Origin of the sequence: Heliomicrobium undosum (assembly GCF_009877425.1) — a bacterium.
GTDB classification, from domain to species: domain Bacteria; phylum Bacillota; class Desulfitobacteriia; order Heliobacteriales; family Heliobacteriaceae; genus Heliomicrobium; species Heliomicrobium undosum.
Window position 1 is genome coordinate 394469 of record NZ_WXEY01000001.1, and the last position, 17973, is coordinate 412441.

The 17973-nt window shown below is 57.8% G+C and carries 20 protein-coding genes; all 20 read right to left on the reverse strand.

The window, feature by feature from the left end:
* Positions 1-117: 117 nt before the first annotated feature.
* Positions 118-1296, reverse strand: a complete 1179-nt coding sequence (locus GTO91_RS01875) for a M24 family metallopeptidase (protein WP_328793709.1) — start codon at positions 1294-1296, stop codon at positions 118-120.
* On the reverse strand, positions 1293-1739 hold the full coding sequence (gene aroQ, locus GTO91_RS01880; protein ID WP_456318571.1) for a type II 3-dehydroquinate dehydratase: 447 nt from the start codon (positions 1737-1739) through the stop codon (positions 1293-1295). The genes GTO91_RS01875 and aroQ overlap by 4 nt, the downstream gene beginning before the upstream one ends.
* 70 nt (positions 1740-1809) lie before the next feature.
* Positions 1810-3156, reverse strand: a complete 1347-nt coding sequence (locus tag GTO91_RS01885) for a TldD/PmbA family protein (protein ID WP_328793710.1) — start codon at positions 3154-3156, stop codon at positions 1810-1812.
* A gap of 100 nt (positions 3157-3256) precedes the next feature.
* Positions 3257-4801: a TldD/PmbA family protein gene (locus GTO91_RS01890; protein ID WP_161253953.1), complete on the reverse strand. Its 1545-nt coding sequence runs from the start codon at positions 4799-4801 to the stop codon at positions 3257-3259.
* Between the two features lie 19 nt (positions 4802-4820).
* Complete coding sequence (locus GTO91_RS01895) at positions 4821-5138, reverse strand: late competence development ComFB family protein (protein ID WP_161253957.1); 318 nt, start codon at positions 5136-5138, stop codon at positions 4821-4823.
* Between the two features lie 99 nt (positions 5139-5237).
* Positions 5238-5744 carry a PulJ/GspJ family protein gene (locus GTO91_RS01900; protein ID WP_161253960.1) on the reverse strand — a complete coding sequence of 169 codons (507 nt, stop codon included), beginning with the start codon at positions 5742-5744 and terminating at the stop codon, positions 5238-5240.
* Between the two features lie 193 nt (positions 5745-5937).
* The gene (locus GTO91_RS01905) at positions 5938-6522 is read right to left on the reverse strand and encodes a GspH/FimT family protein (RefSeq protein ID WP_161253963.1); all 585 of its coding nucleotides are present in this window, start codon (positions 6520-6522) and stop codon (positions 5938-5940) included.
* 108 nt (positions 6523-6630) lie between these two features.
* The gene (locus tag GTO91_RS01910; RefSeq protein WP_161253966.1) at positions 6631-7143 is read right to left on the reverse strand and encodes a hypothetical protein; all 513 of its coding nucleotides are present in this window, start codon (positions 7141-7143) and stop codon (positions 6631-6633) included.
* Positions 7144-7151: 8 nt separating this feature from the next.
* Positions 7152-7622 (reverse strand): type IV pilus modification PilV family protein, encoded by a 471-nt coding sequence (locus GTO91_RS01915; protein WP_161253969.1) that lies wholly within the window; start codon positions 7620-7622, stop codon positions 7152-7154.
* Positions 7615-8421: a type II secretion system protein GspM gene (gene gspM / locus GTO91_RS01920; RefSeq protein ID WP_161253972.1), complete on the reverse strand. Its 807-nt coding sequence runs from the start codon at positions 8419-8421 to the stop codon at positions 7615-7617. The genes GTO91_RS01915 and gspM overlap by 8 nt, the downstream gene beginning before the upstream one ends.
* 19 nt (positions 8422-8440) lie before the next feature.
* Positions 8441-9022: a PilN domain-containing protein gene (locus GTO91_RS01925; protein ID WP_161253975.1), complete on the reverse strand. Its 582-nt coding sequence runs from the start codon at positions 9020-9022 to the stop codon at positions 8441-8443.
* A 20-nt stretch (positions 9023-9042) separates the two neighbouring features.
* Positions 9043-9531 carry a type II secretion system protein GspG gene (locus tag GTO91_RS01930; RefSeq protein WP_161254132.1) on the reverse strand — a complete coding sequence of 163 codons (489 nt, stop codon included), beginning with the start codon at positions 9529-9531 and terminating at the stop codon, positions 9043-9045.
* Positions 9532-9614: 83 nt separating this feature from the next.
* A complete protein-coding gene (locus GTO91_RS01935) occupies positions 9615-10841 on the reverse strand; it encodes a type II secretion system F family protein (protein WP_161253978.1) in 1227 nt (408 codons plus the stop codon).
* 3 nt (positions 10842-10844) lie between these two features.
* The gene (locus GTO91_RS01940; protein ID WP_235918868.1) at positions 10845-12170 is read right to left on the reverse strand and encodes a GspE/PulE family protein; all 1326 of its coding nucleotides are present in this window, start codon (positions 12168-12170) and stop codon (positions 10845-10847) included.
* 158 nt (positions 12171-12328) lie between these two features.
* Positions 12329-13417, reverse strand: coding sequence for a type IV pilus assembly protein PilM (pilM, locus tag GTO91_RS01945; protein ID WP_161253981.1), 1089 nt, complete (start codon positions 13415-13417; stop codon positions 12329-12331).
* A gap of 39 nt (positions 13418-13456) precedes the next feature.
* Complete coding sequence (gene pilO / locus GTO91_RS01950) at positions 13457-14686, reverse strand: type 4a pilus biogenesis protein PilO (protein WP_161253984.1); 1230 nt, start codon at positions 14684-14686, stop codon at positions 13457-13459.
* Positions 14683-15315 (reverse strand): PilN domain-containing protein, encoded by a 633-nt coding sequence (locus tag GTO91_RS01955; protein ID WP_161253987.1) that lies wholly within the window; start codon positions 15313-15315, stop codon positions 14683-14685. The genes pilO and GTO91_RS01955 overlap by 4 nt, the downstream gene beginning before the upstream one ends.
* A 42-nt stretch (positions 15316-15357) precedes the next feature.
* Positions 15358-16146: a prepilin peptidase gene (locus GTO91_RS01960; protein WP_161253990.1), complete on the reverse strand. Its 789-nt coding sequence runs from the start codon at positions 16144-16146 to the stop codon at positions 15358-15360.
* Complete coding sequence (locus GTO91_RS01965) at positions 16146-16649, reverse strand: type II secretion system protein (RefSeq protein WP_207708953.1); 504 nt, start codon at positions 16647-16649, stop codon at positions 16146-16148. The genes GTO91_RS01960 and GTO91_RS01965 overlap by 1 nt, the downstream gene beginning before the upstream one ends.
* A 79-nt stretch (positions 16650-16728) precedes the next feature.
* A complete protein-coding gene (locus tag GTO91_RS01970) occupies positions 16729-17973 on the reverse strand; it encodes a type II secretion system F family protein (RefSeq protein WP_161253993.1) in 1245 nt (414 codons plus the stop codon).

Sequence of the window (17973 nt, forward strand, 5' to 3'; positions counted from 1 at the left end):
GCTCCCGCTGCAGGCAACTTTCCTTTTGGAAAAAGACCTCTTAACTCCTCTTATTGGAAAAAGCTTTTTTTCGAAAAAACCTTTGTAGATATAAACCGTTGTAGATGAAAAACCGCTTTACAGGACGAGCAGTTCCTTCGGCGACGTCGTCAGGTTGCGGTTGCCGCCGGACGTGACGATGACCAGGTCTTCAATGCGGACGCCGCCCCAACCGGGAATGTAAATCCCCGGTTCCACCGTGACCGCGTGGCCCGGTTCGAGGATATCCTCAGATAGGATGGACAGGCGCGGGTTTTCATGGACGACCAGCCCAACGCCGTGACCGAGGCCGTGACCGAAGCGGTCGCCGTAACCGGCCTGGTCGATCACATCGCGGGCGATCCGGTCGATGTCCCGCCCGCTCTTTCCCGGCGCGATGGCGGCCAGCGCCCGTTCCTGGGCTTCGAGGACCGTCTCATAGACCTTGCGCTGCTCTGCCGACGGCTGGCCGAAGATCACCGTCCGGGTCATATCGGAACAGTAGCCGTCCAGGATGCAGCCGAAGTCCAGGGTGATCAGTTCCCCCGTCCCGATGGTCTTGTCGGAAGCGACCCCATGGGGCAGCGCCGACCGTTCGCCCGACGCGACGATGAACTCGAAGGAGACACCCTGGGCGCCCTCGCGACGGAGAAAAAACTCCAGTTCCAGTGCCACATCCCGCTCGGCCATCCCCGGCCGCATGCAGCCCAGAATATGTTGAAACCCCCGGTCGGCCAACGCCGCCGCACGGGCGATCGCCGCCTGTTCCCCTTCGTCTTTCACGGCCCGGAGCGACTCCACCATCCCCTTACGGGGAACCCAGCGGATCGCAGGCAACGCTGTCTCCAGCTTCTGCTGCTGTTCGAGGGTGACCACGTCGCTCTCGACGGCGATGTTTCGCCAGCCGCGGTCGGCGACAGCCTCCTGGAGCGCCTCCGTCCAAGCGCCTTTTTGCCGGATGAGCGTCCAATCCGGCGTTTGCTTGCTCGCCTGCTCCCAGTAACGAAAATCCGTGGCCAGCCACTGTCCCTCCCGGTCGACGAGCAAAAAGCCGGCCGTTCCCGTGAAGCCGGAGAGATAACGGCGGTTTACTGGTGAAAGGATCAGCAGGGCGTCGATGCCGTCATCCCAGCGCTGGCGCAGTCGCGTGATCCTGGACTGGGCATCCCGCTCCTGCGATTCTTGGCGTTGCTCCAGGCAGTCTTGTTGAAGAGAACGCTCTTTAAACGGTTGTGCTTCAAGGGGCCGCTCACACAGGGACCGCTCGTCGCGAGTCACGCCGTGGCCCCCTTCCGGACCGTCAGGTAATGGCGAGCCGCCTCCATGGCCAGCCGGTAGCCGTCAGCGCCGAAACCGGCGAGCTGCCCGATGGCGATGGGGGCGATGAAGGAGTGGTGACGAAACTCTTCCCTGGCGTGGATGTTGCTGAGGTGCACCTCAATCACCGGGATGGCGACGCCGGTGAGGGCGTCCCGCAACGCGATGGAGGTATGGGTGTAGGCGCCGGGGTTGATGATGATCAGATCGACCCGCCCAAAGGCGTTGTGGATGCAGTCAATCAATGCGCCTTCATGATTCGACTGAAAACAGACAACCTCCCAGCCCCAACTCCGGCCGAGGGCGCTGACGGCATCCTCGATCTCCGCCAGCGTCGTCGTACCATACTGGGCCGGCTCGCGGCGACCCAACAGATTCAGGTTCGGACCGTTGAGCAGCAAAATGCGCGCGTTCAGGCGAGATCCCCCATTTCCTTCAGCATTTTACCACAAAAGCCCCGGCCGCAACAACGAGTTACGCGCCGCTGATGGCCATTTCTTTGGCGCGCAGCGTCGGCGCCCCCTTGCCGATGAAGAAGGTCAGATCGCTGCCCACGCCGTCGATACCCCCCAGCCAGTCGAGGAGGTTGCCGGCGATGGCCACGCCCCGGACCGGCCGGGTTAACTGGCCCTGCTCGATCAAGAGACCGGCGGCGCCGACAGAAAAATCGCCCGAGATGGGGTTGGCCGTGTGCATGCCCATCACCTCGGTGACGTAGAATCCGGACTCGATCTCGCCGATCAGTTCGCTGGGCGGGCGGTCGCCGGCCTGCAGGTAAAAGTTGGTCGTCCCCACTTCGGGCGTTCCCCGGAAAGAACCTCTCGATCCGTTGCCCGTCGACGCCGCCCCCTCTTTGGCCGCCGTGTAGGTGTTGTGCAGGTAGCCCTGGAGGGTGCCCTTGTCGATCAAGACCGTTCGCGAGGTGGGGACGCCTTCGCCGTCAAAAGGCGCCGAGAGGATCCGCCCTTCCATGCGGCCGTCATCGATGACGGTCACCTCGGCGGATGCGATCGGCTGTCCCTTTTTCCCAGCAAAGAGCGACTTCCCTTTCTGGACGGCCTCGGCTGTCAGCGAGGGCGCCAATACGCCGAGAAACTGAGTGGCCACGTAAGGGTCGAAGACGACTGGCGCGCGCCGTGACGACACGGGCTTGGCGCCGAGCATGCGCAGCGCCTTTTCGGCCGCCTCCTTGCCGATCTTCTGGGGATCGATGCCGTCGAAGCTCAAACCGTAGGAGAGGGAAAAGCCCGTCTGGCTCTCGCCGTTCTCCTCTGCCACTAGGTAGGCATATCCGCCGCAGTAGGCGCCCTGGTACGCCACGTCGACGCCCTGCGAGTTAATGATCGTCACCGTGTACTCCGCATCGGCGTAGCTGGAACGCTCGATGATCTTGATCCGGGGGTCGACGGCCTTGGCTGTCGCCTCTATCGTTTTGGCCAGTTCGATCTTTTGCTCCACCGGGATCCCGGCGATGGCCGGGTCGTAGGTTCTAACATCCGGATATTGGCCCGCCTTGCCGGGGAGCTCCCGGAAGCGATCCTCCGCAGTCCAGCGGGCATTGGCCAGCGCCCGGTCGACCGTCGCCTCCAGCGCCTTATCCGAAAGGTCGGACGTAAAGGAGTAGCCCATCTTGCCGCCCTGGAAGACGCGGATGCCGATGCCGCGATCCTCGGCCAGCTTCATCGTTTCCACGATGCCTTTGGAGACATCGATGGACAGTTCTTTGGAGTCAAGGCCGTAGGCTTCCGACTGGTTGGCGCCCTTCGCCTGGGCCTTTTCGACCATCTGGCGGGCCAGTTCCCGCATCGCAACTTGACTCACCGCCACACCTCCCCGTTGTCAGTTTGCCCACTCGGGCAAATCCCTTGCCATCCCGGCAAAAAAGCCACACCCGCAGAAAACGGGCATGGCCCCATGGGTGTTACAGGCGCCGGATCCGGCCGTTAGGATTGTTCAGCAGTTCCGAGGCGGAAAGGCGACGCAGTTCGCCACCGGCGCCACCACCTCCATTGGCGCTGTTGCCGCCCGCGCCGACCGGCACGTCCGCCTGCCCATCGTCATCGTCGCGCTCCGTAGCGCCCGTTCCCCCAACGATCAGGGAGGTGATGCGCAGCGTCGGCTGGGCGTCCGAGACAGGCGCCCCTTGGCCGTCTTTGCCGCAGGTGCCGATGGCGAAGCCGAGGTCGTTGCCGACCCGGTCGATCCGCCGCAACACCTCCGGCCCGTTGCCGGTCAGGGTGGCGCCGCGCACAGCCGCAGCGATCTCGCCGTTTTCAATCAGATAGCCTTCCGCCACATCGAAAACGAAATCGCCGTTGGTCGTATTCACCTGGCCGCCGCCCATCTTCTTGACGAAGAGACCCCGCTTCGTATCCTTGATGATCTTTTCCGGGATTTCGTCGCCGGAAGCGATCAGGGTGTTGGTCATGCGCGGCAGGGGCTTGTGCTGGTAGGACTCGCGACGGCCGTTGCCCGTAGGGGGACGCTTATCCTTCCCCGCCGTAAAGCGGTCGTGCATGAACCCCTTGAGAATGCCCTTTTCGATGAGCACGTTCTTCTGTCCCGGCGTCCCCTCGTCGTCAAAACGGAGGGTTCCATACTTGCCGGCGATGGTGCCGTCGTCGATGACCGTCACCAGCGGCGACGCCACCGCCTGCCCCTCTTTGCCGGCATAAACAGAGAGCCCCTTCTGGACTAGGTCGGCCTCCAAGCCGTGGCCGCAAGCCTCATGGACCATGGTGCCCCCGGCGGCGCTGGACATGACGACCGGCATCTTCCCTGACGGGGCCGGTTTGGCCGTCAGCATCAACAACGCCCGGTCTACGGCCGCCTGGGCCAACGCCTCCGGATCGCGCTCCTTGAAAATCTCAAAACCCTTCGCGCCGCCCAAGGCCTCATAGCCCGTCTGGATGACGGCCCCGTCTGCCGCCACGGCGTGGACGACAAAGCGGGTGCGGATCCGCTCATCCTCGATGTAGTCGCCCTCCGAGTTGGCGATGGTCACCTGCTGGACCACATCGCCGTAACCGACGGTCACCTGTTTGATCCGGTCATCGATGTTGCGGGCATGGCGGTTGGCCCGCATCACCTGCTCCACCTTGTCTTCGATCGCCACCTGATCGGGACGCGATTCGATGACCAGGTCCACCGGTGATGTTCGCCGCGTCAGGTCGATGGAACGGGACGCCGCCCCGCCGCGTGCGGCGTGACTTGCCACCTTGGCCGCATGGCTGAGGCCCTCCAGGCTGAGGTCGTTCGTGTAGGCGTAGGCCGTCGACTCCCCGGCGATGACGCGGATGCCGGCGCCGATATCGGTTCCCGAATTGATCCGCTCAATCTTGTTGTCCTCGCAGCCGATCCCATTGACCGACTTCTTCTCGATGAAGACATCGGCAAAATCAGCGCCCTGGCGCAGGGCGATCTGAAGCACATCCCGCAGATCGTCGACAGCGGGTCGATGAATCAAAGGGCTTCCCCCTCCAGTCCTATTCGTCGCCACCCGCACGGGGCCGTTCCTCCGCCTCCAGGGTGATCTCCGGTCTCGGATGACGGGGGTTCTGGGCGACGAGCATCATTCCATGGGCAATGGCGCCGATGACATCGACACGGAACTGATTGACCAGCATATTGATCTTGGAATAGACTTCCCCTTTGGTGGTGACGACATACCGTGGCGGGAGGCGGTTCAATGCCGCTGCCATGATATCCATCCGGCATTGGCTGCAGCGGCAGACTTCAGGATGCTGGGCCAGCAGATCGTCAAGAAAGTTTTCGACGACGCCTTCCATGAGATTGTGAATCATCGTGTACCTCCCCCGGTCACACCGGAAATCGTATGGGCAATCACAAAAACGGGGCCCGCGATGGGCTCTTTGGGGATGCTCGCTCAATCGTTATGGAACTTATGGAACAACGCCGCGAGGGACGACTACGGTAGAAAGTTCGACGAAGGAACGAGAGTTCCTCCTGTGGCCGGCCTGCTTTACCATTATTTGAATGGGCGCTTCGACCGAACCGGGAGATGCCGTCAGCCGTGTGACGCGCAAACTTTCGATTCCCGAAGCGAGCGGCTTCTTGTCGGCTCCTTCCCGTCGCTGGATCGTGCCCGCCTCCAGGGTGTAGCGCACATCATTCCATAAAAAGCCCCCTGAACTTTTCTCCACGAAGACCTGGCAGTCCACGCTACTGCCGCCGTCGTAGATGCGGATGTTGCGCCCGTAGCGCAAATCCCTGGCCATCCAGGACAAGACCCAGCGAACACCGCTGTTCCCCTCCATGCGATGGCTCTCCACACTGACGACAGACATACCCGTGTTGAGCAAGCGCTGGCCCATCAGGAGCAGGATGCCCGCGATGGTCATGGCCAGCGCCACCTCGACCAGCGTCATCCCCGCATCCCCCTTTTGCAAATGCTTCGTCCCCCCTATCAGCCAACGCTTCGTCTCTCCTATTCGCAAACGCTTCGCATCCCTAATCGACGGCACTTCGCTTCCCCTTCCCGCCAACACTTCAGCCGGCAGACCTTTCACCGAACCTACGTGATAATCTCCCATAACTCCCGGCAAGGACCCTTACCTGTCATCTTCGCTGTCCTGCCGGTGTTCATGATGGAACCTCGCTGCTCGGCGGCGGCATCGAATCGATGCGCACCCGACCGTTCCGGGATACGATGACATAGCGGCAACGTCCATTCATCCCCCGCAGCATGACCGTCCCCCCCATGGTTGGCATGCCGGACTTGCCGTCGGTGGTAAAAATAAAGGTGTTTCTATAATAGAGAGAGCTCAGGTTGAAGCTGGTCGATTGAATAACAACGCCGCCCGGCAAGGACCGCCAGTCGTTCGTCCGTTCATCATCGCTGTAGGTGATGCGGTATTGTGGGCTATTCATGGTGAAGGCCACAGCGACAGTCCGTTGTTCCAGCACCGCTTTGTCCCTGGCGGACAGCAGATCGACCTGCACCTGACGCGCTGCCGATTCCAGCGATAACTGCCCATGCCAGCGGCTTAAAATAGGACCGGTTGCCAGCAGTAGGAAGCCGAGCAGCGCAAGGACCAAGCTGATCTCAACGAGTGTGTAGCCGCCATGGGACTCCCGCAACGCGATCAACGTTGCCGACCCCTTTGACACCCCCAGCGCCTCTTTTGTTTCGCCGGCGCACATCCACCGCTTGAATGGACTTACCATAAGCATGACTTCCTAACGTTATTCCTCATTCACCACTGACTCGCCTCACTGATACCCATGATTGCCCCATGATTTACCGCATGACGTACCCCATTACTTCAACAGCAGTCACGGAACTCGGGACCCGCTTAAAAGGGACGCCCTTTCCAGTAGGGCTATCTTCCAAGGACCGTCGGGCGATTTCTCTATATCTACGCGGGCCATCATGACGAAACGCCCCCCGTCCCCCTCCGCCGCCGAGATGATGTCCAGGGCAAAGGGGCGTTCCGGTACGCTTCGATAGGTGAGTTTGACCCTCCCGTCACCCAGGGAAAGACCCGGGAGCCTGGAGGCCAAATGGCTGACCATCTCTTCCACATCCGGCTGGCTGTCGCTTCGGCTTTCACCCTGGTTTTCGAGCGCGGGCCGGTTTACAAGCGCCGGTTGGTCTTCCGGCGACGGGCGGGTGCGCAGCCACTCTCCCGTGACAGCCAGAGCCGCCTCGATGCCCGACTCGGCGCAGTAGAGGACCTGTTCGGCCCGCGCCTGTGTCCGGACAGAAGACCATGCGTGGTTTCCCATCGCCGTAACCGTCGCGGCCATCATCGCCAGTGCGGCAATGATGAAAAAAAGATAGATCAACCCGGAACCTACTTCCCCTTGGCCGGAAGCGCCACCAGTGTCGCAAGGGCGCACTTTGCTCCTGCCGCCTTTAGCGACGGCGATTCCGGCAGCATGGTCCCCGTTCCTTCGCTCACTTCTCCCTGTGGGAAACTCGCCTGATCCCATAGGATCACAGATACCTCCTTAAGATGCAGCTCTGCCGGCTCAATCGCATCCCGGACCGTCAGGTCGCAGCGAAAGCCTTCCGATATGGTCAACCCCTGGGGGAGACTGCTGTTGCACTGCGTCGGATCCGCCTTGATCTGCGCTCGTTTGGATTCGAGCACCTGTTGCGCCAGCATCATCATCTGGGCAAACCGTTCGCTCCGGCGCTCCAACCGTTCCGCCACGGTCATGACGCCATAGAGGGGAAGGGCGGTCATACTCAGCAGCAACAGGGCGATCAGCGTCTCCGCTAAGATGCTTCCCTTTTCCGTCATCGTTAGGCCTTTACTCATGGCCAACGTTCCTTATCGTTTTTTGACCTGAATCTTGCAGTATATTTTTCGTCGCGGCATATCCCTGTCGGTCGCTGAACGTGAAAAAAAACAGCCGCAGTCCGGCAAGCATCGCCGGCGGCGCCGAGCTATCTGCTGAGACGCTGTCTACGGGGACGCTTTCGAGGCTTCCGTTAAAGGCTGTTTCTTTATCTCGACTGTGCTCTCTCAACAACTGCAGCAGCGCTGCCGCCTCCGCCCCGTGCGCCTTACCCAACTGGCCGCCGCGCCCCTCGGCGCCTAACGCTTCTTGCCGAATTCCTTCGGGAGAAAGCCAGACAAAGGACTCTACAAAAAGACCGGGTTCTCTTTTCTCCAAGTCACTCAAGAAGTCGCTTAGTTTCTGATAATCCCCTTCGATAACAACCGTAATTCCACCCTTGCGCAATCGGCTCGCCCCTGCCTGGTCTTTGATGCCTTCGCCACGAACCCGGCGGATCGTCACCCCGGTTGCCTCTGCCGCCTCGGCGATGGCTGTCACTTGCTTTGCATCATTCGAATCGGTAATCGTCCGGAGCGAATCCACTCCAATGGAATCAGATTTGTGTTTTGCTCGCTCCGATTCTTCATGAGACATACGAAACCGCTCTGTCATCGCCTGCGCCGACTTCAACCGTTCCGCGTTCACCTGGTATTGCCGCCACAGAGACTCCCAAAAAAGCGTGTAGGCAGAAGCAGTGAGAACAGTCAGCAGCGTAATATGCAGGAGAACCTGCTCGCGGCGAGTTCTTTTTTCAAACCAGTTAAGAAGTCCCCCCATCGAAAAAGCCTCCCTTCCCCTATCTGCCTTCGTCTGAAGGGCTGGCAAATTCAGCGAGGGACAGGTTAACGGGCAACCGGCACATAATTTGGAAGCGAACTTCTCCTTTGTGCCCGTAGGTTCCGTCTAATAGCATTACTTCTGTAAAACCGGTCAGCCGCTTCAGCTTATCCATAAAGTCACCGACCGCTCTGAGACTGCTGCTCTCCCCCGCCAGCAGCAAGGCGCCGCCGGAATGGCTCGTTTCCATCAGAATAGCAGTCAAGCGCAATTGCCCTTCCGGAAAAGCGTCATCAAGACCCCGGAGGCGTTCTGCCCAGCGCGATCTCTCCACAACCATGGCCGACAAAATAGCCGCTTCCTTTTCATTGAGCGTTCTTTCCTCATCCTTTACCCGCGCGTTTTCTAGGCTCACTCGCATATGGTCGACCTCTTTTTCAACCGCTTCCGCCTGCTCCATCAGGCTGCTTACATATTTTTCGGCTCCGACAGAGAATCCAGCGCCAACGAACAAACAAACGACCAGAGACATCGCCATCCGACGGAGCAACCCCCTCCGCTTGGCACGAACCGCGCCAGGCAACAGGTTTATCTCTGCCATCGAAAGCCCCCCTAAGCCCCCTAAAATCCTGACTGTGTGACCAACAATTTGCCTTCCGCAATCGCAAAAGTCACAGACATGTCGTCCCCTCCGGGAAGCCGGTTCGGTCCATAGGATACCATTCGCGCCACTCCCGGCGCTGACCAGAGGTTCTTCGGCTCATACAGGTAGGCTGTTCCCCAGGGATCCTTCCAGATATTCAAACTCGCCGGAGCGGCTGCAGCCAGGTCCTTATCGAGCAGATTGGCGTACTGCAAGTCCACCGCAGCCGGGAGTTTCCCCTGATCAACGAAATAATGGCGAACAGCCATTTCAACAGCGCGAAAATCATTGGTAACGGACGAGACCCTCGCTTTCTCGGGCGCCGCCGACCACTTTGGCGCAAATAAAATGGTCAGCAGCCCCATCATCGTCACCACGAGCATGACTTCAATGAGCGTAAATCCCTTCTCTCGCCACCTTCGGTTGGGTAGAGACTTTTTCCGGCAAATGGTCCTGCCCCTATGCATCTGCTTCCCTCCCTCCGACCCACCCTGATGGTGAGTTAGGTAACCTTGGTATGCTGTTGGTGAGAGGCCATCGCCCGTTTCTGTTACAGTGGTCCATTGATGGCCTCGAAAAGCGGCATGAGCAATGAAAGAGCCAAAAACCCGATAATCCCTGCCATCAAAAACAGCAACACCGGTTCGAGCAGGAGCGTCAATCGAACGACAGCGCCATCTACCTCCGCCTCGAAGTAGTCGGCCGTTTTCTCTAAAAGCGCATCCAAGGCGCCGCTCTCTTCTCCGATATAGACCAGATGGACAAACTCCGGCGGAAACCAGTTCGATTGTTCTAACATACGGTGCAGCGAATGCCCTTTCCCGACACCGTTGCGCACCCGCCGCACAGCTTCCGCGAGGCTTCGGTAAAGGGCTACCTTCTCTACGATCGCCAGCGCTTGCACAATGGGAACGCCGTTCCCGGCTAAGATGCTCAGGCTCCGGCTGATCCGGGCGATGGCCGCGCGGTGGATGAACCCGCCCACTAGGGGGAGTTTGAAGAGAACCTTTTCCAGAGAAATTCGATACTCGTCACGCATGGCTACCCGCCAAAGCCCGAAAAGGCAGATCGGCGCCAAAAAAATCAGCCACGGGACGTACTCCCCGCTCAACCTTGCAAGGGCCAAAACAAAACGTGTGCTCCCAGGCAGTTCCCTCCCCAGGCTGTTCAGCAAATCCGAATAGGCAGGAATGACAAAGAGGAGAAAAAAGATCGTCGCTCCGCCGGCAGTGATCAGGACAATGGATGGATACAGCAAGGCCACCCGGATTTTTTTTGCCATCGCCGACTCCTTTTCATAGTGATCGGCCAGCCGGTGGAGGCTCTGGTCCAACACCCCGCCCATCTCTCCCGTTTCGACGAGACGGATAAACAGTTCCGGGAAGATATGTCTCTGCTGCTCCAGCGCACTGATCAACGTTTGACCCTGCGCCACAGCCAGACCCACCTGCTGGGCCGCCGTTTTCAGCGCCTGCGGCGTCAACCTCCGCGCCACCATGGACAAGCCCGCGCACAAGGGGACGCCGGCATCGATCAACGCGGCCAGTTGCCGGCAGAAGCGCGACAAGTCACCGGCGTCCACAAACCGCCTCCAACGCAATGACATCCCTTCGAGGCCCAGCGACGGTCGCCATGGCTGGTCTTTCCTCTTGAGGTCAATGACAAAACAGCCCAACCGCTGCAGGTCCTGGACTGCCGCTTTTTCTGAGGGGGCTTGTAACAACCCCTCCTCGGCCCTGCCGCTGCGATCCCGCACTTTATAGGAAAATATCGGCATTTGTTATCCATCCATTCGAAAGGCGACCCGCATCACTTCCTGCACTGTCGTCTCCCCTAGGATCGCTTTTGTCATTCCGTCGGCAATCAAGCCGACCATCCCTTCTTCGATCGCTTTTGCCCGAATGGCCTCGGCGCCCGCCTTCGCCATGATCAACTGGCGCAGGCTCGATCGCATGACCATCACCTCATGGATGGCCAGGCGTCCATCAAAACCCGTTTGGTTGCAACGGTTACAGCCGCCGCCCTTGTAAAGAATGTCTGTTTTCATTCCACAGGTCTCCAAGAAGATGCGTTCCGGTGATGACCTGGGCGGGTGATAGCTCGTTTTGCAGGATGGGCAGATCCGTCGAACGAGCCGCTGCGTCACAACGCCCGAAACTGCTGAAGCCACGAGAAAGGGCTCCACCCCCATGTCGATCAACCTGCCTGCCGCCCCGGCCGCATCTCCTGTATGTAACGTCGAAAAAACGAGATGGCCTGTCGTTGCCGCTTTGACGGCGATGTCAGCCGTTTCTTTGTCCCGGATCTCTCCGATCAGAATCACATCGGGATCATGGCGCAAAATTGCTCGCAAACCTTCTGTAAAGTCAATCCCCGCTTTTGCGCTGACTTGCACCTGATTGATGCCGCTCAGGATGTACTCGACGGGATCTTCGATAGTGATGATGTTTTTTTCAGGGCTCTTGAGTGTGTTTATTGCGGCGTACAGCGTCGTTGTTTTACCCGCGCCGGTTGGCCCCGTGACAACGATCATGCCGTAGGTATTGCGCGTCAACGACTGAAAGTCTGCCAGCGTGCCTGGCAGGAATCCCAACTCGTCGAGGTTCAGCGGCGTCTGCTTTCTGTCTAACATCCGTAGGGCGCATTTTTCACCAAAGATGGTGGGCAACGTGGCTACGCGCAAGTCAATTTGCTTGTCCGGCAGTGTGATCTGAATCCGTCCGTCCTGGGCGGTGCGCCGCCGGGCAATATCCATGCCGGCAAGCACTTTAATCCGGGAAACCACCTGCCCGTGCAGCCCTTTCGGCAACAGCCATTCGTCCCGGAGCAGTCCATCGATGCGAAAACGGACGACACTTTGCGTGTCTAATGGGTCGATATGTATGTCTGTGGCCCGTTCCCTCGCAGCCCGCAGGATCATATCCTCCACCAGTTCGACAACCGACGGCTGATCCAGTCCCCAGTTGCGCCCGTCCTTATCGACCATCGCTGTATCCACGCTTTTTGTCGGTAAGAGCACATCTTTCACTATCTTTTGATTATCGCTCCCAACTGCTCCTCGCCAAGGTTCGGCATCAGCCGGTTGGATCTTTGTAAAATACGTCAATCAAATCCCCCCTCGCCAATTGTCCCTGATTAGCCCTATTTGTAGCCTTATTGTTTGCATTTCTACCTAAATTTTAAAAATCCTGTAAATTTTTCAAAATAAAAAAAGCCCCGCTTTCAGCGGGGTTCGCTCTGGTGAGCATTCATTTGTTCACATCGTTAGTCGTCGCTTCGCAGCGCTAACCCTGTAACGACGGCCATATCGGGTGTCAAAAGCTCAAGACAGTCGGGTTTGATCTGGGCGACCAGGCTCGTCTGCATGTCGACGACAGAGACGGGCAACTTGAACTCCTGTGTAAAATAGGCATCAATCCCCCGCAGCCGGGAGAGGCCGCCGCAGAGCACGAGATGGGAGAAACTGCTGTCCCGGTATTGAAGGTTGTAAAAATCAAGCGATCTGCGGACTTCCACGAGCAGATCGGAAAAGAAGGACTGCAGGAGAAACTGCATCTGGACGGCCTGGGAATTAACCGTTACGCCGTCTGATTCGTCCGTCTCCCTCGCTTCCGCAGTGACCGCGGCCTCCGCAATCATCTGCCGCAGTTGAAATGTTTCAACAGGGAAGGTCTGGCCCAAGCTCTCCTCCAACCGAGCCGCGCCCAACTGGATAAAGCGGATGAACTGAACTTTTCCTTCCCGAAACACTGTGAATGTGGAACGATCATTGCCCATATCCAGGCAACCATATGTCCGGAGGTCATTTTCGCGCACCACATTCAGGAGCCGATTCAGCGCGAAGGAGGATGTTTCCACGGCGGTAACCGTCAGTCCGGCCCCTTTGAGGCATTCAAAGTGCCGGACGACCTCCTCCCTTGGAATCGCCACGAGCAGCAGTTGGGCCATTCGATCGCCTTCCACATCGATGAAGCCTTGATGCAAATAATCGTAGACATAGTCATCAGCCGATAGAGGCACATACTTCTCCAATTCCCAGCGAAGCGAAGCTCGCAGTTCCTCTTCCGGCATATGGGGCATGCGGATTTGGCGGGAAATCAGGTTGCGAGACGGAAAGGCCAGGACCGCGCGCTTCACTTTTTTTCGCACACTGGACAGGCATTTCTCGATAGTCGCCTCCAGCGCATCGTAGTAGGCATCCGTGTAGGCTTCTCCCACCGGCGGTGAAAAAGGTTGTTTTACCGCGGTCAGGATTTCAAGACGCTGCTTGCGCCGGGATACCTCGACCATCCGCACCGCAGTGCCGGCTATCTCGATGCCAAGGGTGTTGATCGGTCCAAACAACTTCTTCACCTGCCTTCATTCCTTAAAAAAACTTACATCGGCGCAGCGTTAGGTGCGTGCGCTGTCCCCCGCTTTCGGCGGTATGGATGGAAGTCTGGGAATCGTCGGTATGGAGGGCGCCATAGGGTCTGCCGATGGGTTGGGGGTAAGGCCCGGCAAAGAGGGCAACCCAGGGATGCTGGGAATACCGGGGAGGACGGGAATGGTCGGTAAGCCGGAAGCGCCCGGGAGAGTCGGGGCGGCGCCCGGAGCAACATTCGAGGGGGGACTCCACGGTATTCCCTGTGAGGTTCCGCCGTTTTTCAATACAGAGTCGGGAAGTTGCCCCACCTCACGCAACCATGGGTTGGTGTCATCCCAAACACGGGGTTCGAAAGGATTCTGTCGGCCAAGGGGGTACTGTTCCAGATTGATAGTGTCGGAGTTTCCGCCGGCCCCGACTTCGAAAAAGGAGACCGTAAAAGCCGCATTCAACATGGTCGTTTTCGGCTTTACATTCGGGTCAGCGGGAGCCTCGGCCCGCGGAAGCCGGATTGTCACATTGCCCACACTTTTTTGCTGGACATTGACCTCACCGGAGGGAGATTTCGAAAACGTGGTGATGACCACATCGATCAGTTCGAGGAGCACATTGACAGAGTCTTTTTTGGCGTCATTTCCCTTGGCTTTGCTTTGGTTCTCTTTTTCTTTCTCCCGGTTTTCCCAGGTAATCGCAAAATTCCTGACCAATGCGCCGCCGCGCAACGTCTCCACCCGAGATGAGAAGTCCACCAAAGCGTCAAAGGCGCCTTCCACGACCATGTTCACTGGGATTTCCGAAATCAATTTGCCCTCTCTGTCCGGACGATCCAATTTGGGCAGCGGAACAAAGTACTTGATGGTCACATTCGAGGCTTTGGCAGCCTCACCCACCAGCAGGGCCATCTCTCCAGTCGTCAGTTCAGAAGGGTAGGCGTGAAACTGATGATTGTACCTCGTCCGGCTATTGACCAACTCTTGTTCAATCTGTGGGAGACGCTCGATCCGCCGCTTCGCTGAATCCAACTTCTGCTTCGATAGGGGGATTTCGTTCGAGAGGACGGCAAACTGGTCCATTTGCCCCTCAAGCACCAGTATGTATAGGCTGGTAATGGATACGGAGGCGGCTAATATGGCCAGCAGCACCTTTTCGCGTCTCGTCCGCACTGACCACCAGTTCGATTCTCCCAGATTTATTTGGAACCAGGACGGCGGGAAGAGGTTCTTGAATGACGGAAACTGGAACTTGCCCATTTTCATCGCCCTTCACCCCCTCGGGCCGAGCTGTTTTTCTTGGCTTCGTCCTTCCCATCTTTGGGGACAACCTGAAGTCCCTGCGGAATCGGCGCCAACGACGCATGAACCTTGAAACGGGTCACCCAACGGAAATTAACGTCCTTGTCACGGGCATCTACCAGTTCGACACTCGAAAAATAAGGCAGGCTGCGCAGTTTCAGGATAAAGACGCCGACCTGCTCAAAAGCCGTCGTTTCCCCCTCAATCTCAAGCACCGTCTTGTCCGCATCATATGTATTTAACGTCACAGTCGCCAACCAAAGCGCTTCGGGCGTCACCGTCTTCACATCGCTGAATACCTGTGACCAGGGGATACGGGCGCCGCGCAACTGCTCTAAGATTTCAGCCTTCTTCCGGTTGTCGCTGATCTCTTTTTCGATGGCCTCGACCCGTTGGAGTTCAGGCTGAAGGGCGGCCATCTCCGCCTCGATGCGTTCGCCTTCTTTTTGAGACATGTAAATCTTCACCAGGAAAGAACCGTAACCGACTAAGCAAGCGAGAACGCCCAAGGTGACACCACTGCGAACGAATAAGGAGCGCTTGTCCAGTTTTTTAGGGCGCAATTCGAGCGGGAGTAAGTTTATCGACTGCACTATCGATGTCGCTCCTTAGCGGTCTTTTTCTGCGGTCTTTTTCTATTGCAAGAACAAGAATGAGTAGAGGATATCGCCCAGCCGGCTGCCCAAGATAAGATATACGGCAAAATAACCAATCGCCAAAAATGGACCGAAAGGCACCTCCGTTTTTCGTGTCCATTTCCCTGCAACCATGCCGGCGATGCCAACGACGCTGCCGATCAGCGCGGCGAGGGTCATTGCCCAGAGCGCGCCGGGCCAGCCGAGCATCAATCCGAAAACAAAGGCAAACTTTACATCGCCCAGCCCTAATCCACCGTTGCTAAACCAAAAAACAGCGAAAAGGAGCGCTGCACCGAAACCGGCGCCCAGCAGACTGTTCAAGATGATGGAAACATCGCCGTTTGCCCCATGAACCTTCCAACCCAGCCAGACTGCGATGGGCAATAAGGCAACCAGCAACACGGCGTTTGGGATGATTTTATGATGCAAATCGATAATGGCGATGACGATGAGAAAGGCGGCCATTGCGGCGGCAGCCGCCCAGTCAGAAGATATGCCGCCGTAAAAAGCGTAAAGCCCCGCGAAGATGGCGCCGGTCAACGCCTCAACAAGGGGATACTGAATCGATACGGCTTCACCACAGCCGCGGCATTTGCCTTGCTGTATCACGTAACTGGCAATGGGAATGAGTTCGGCGGGCGGCAAAGGCCGCCCGCACGATACACAATGGGAACCGGGAAAGACGATTGACTCGCCCCGCGGAATGCGATAGATGCAGACATTCAGGAAGGAGCCCATGATCGCCCCGCTGAGAAAGACCCACCATAAGGGAAGAATCGTCTCCATTAGAAGCCGGCTGTTGACGTTACCAGCGTGTTGTTGTTAGCCGTGTCAACCCAGATGATCATTCTATACGTACCTGCTGTGTTCGCAGGTCCAGCACAACCGATGGTAGCGGCTCTCGTGCCGGCGGGAAGGTTGGGTGTCACCGTAGCATCCGCAGTAGTTGTAGCCGTATACGCATAGGTGTAGACATGACCCCAGGGGTCATTCGTTTCGTCGATCTCGTTGTCCAGATAACGGCCAGTTTCCAGAACATTGTTAGTGCTGATATCCGTATCCGAGGGCATAGCGGCGTGTTCAATGTAGTACGAACGAATTGCCGTTTCAAAGGCTTTGAAGTCATTGCGCACACCGGCAACCCGAGCGCGATCGGAAGAGTTCCCCAGACGGGGCACCAGGACTGCAAAAAGCACGCCAATGATTGCGACAACGATCATCAATTCGATCAAAGAGAAGCCCTTTTGTTCCCTGGCTTTCGCCATTCTTTTTTGCCAGAATTCCAACATCTTCATCATCCTCCTCGTTATTGGTGTTATGGGTTGCCAGGAGCCCTTGGAATAAAACCGGCGCCCGTCACTGTTCTGTTTATTTGGCGCCGACGCTGCTGATCACCTCGAAAATCGGCAGCAACATGGCAATGACCAGCACCGCGACCATCCCGCCCAGAATGACCAGCATGATAGGTTCAATGATACTGGAAAGCCGGCCGACAATCCCATTGACCTCCATCTCGTAGTAGTCGGAGACTTTTTCTAACATGACATCCAATGCGCCCGTTTCTTCTCCAACCGCTATCATCTGTACCACCATCGGCGGGAAGATCCCTGTCTTGCGCAGCGGCTCTGCCAGGCCCTGCCCTTTGCGAATGCTATCCCGGGTATTCATCACCCCCTTGGATACCGCCAGATTGCCGGCGGTCTTTTCGACGACTTCCAGCGCCTGCATCATCGGAACGCCGCTGCGAATCAGCGTGCCCAAGGTGCGGCAAAAGCGAGAGACGGACACCTTGAGCAGCATATCGCCAAATACGGGAACCTTGAGTGTATACCCATCGGCCAACAACCGGATGTGCGGCGTTTTGAGCAATTCGCGAAAAAACAGGTAAAGCGCCAGGACGCCCAACAGGGCAGTCCACCAGTAACTTTTCACCCATTCAGAGAGATCAAGCACCGTTTTGGTCAGCGCTGGCAGCTCAGCGCCGAGGTTGCCCAGCACACTGGTGAAACGGGGGATGACAAAACCGAGAATAAAAGCGACGGCCATAATCCCGATAAAGAAGACGACCGCAGGATAGGTGAGCGCCGATTTGACTTTGCTTCTTGTTTCACTATCCTTTTCAAAATGGGTGGCCAGACGCTGCAGCACCTCTTCGAGAACGCCTCCAAGTTCGCCGGCCTCGATCATGTGCACGAACATCTCGGGAAAAACATCAGGATGGAAACCTACTGCCTGAGAGAGGTTGTATCCGCGCTGCAAATCTCCGGCGATAGCGATCAAGGCTTGACGCAATTTCGGGTGCTCCGATTGCTGGATCAGGATCGACAGGGCGCTGTGAATGGGAACACCAGCATTTACCAAGGTAGAGAGTTGCCGGCAAAAGACAGCCAGATCCTTCGCAGGCACCTTGCGGCGAAACAGAGAAAAAGAAACCCCGGAAGAAGCGCTTGCCGCCTCTCCTTTGACTGTTCCTTCCTTGTCTTCTCGCACCTCAATTACAAAAAGACCCTGTTCACGCAGCATCAAGGCGACCGACTTTGCTGATTCTTCCTGAATCGCGCCCTCCCGCACCGTCCCCCGGCTATCACGTGCTCGATAACGGTATGTTGCCAT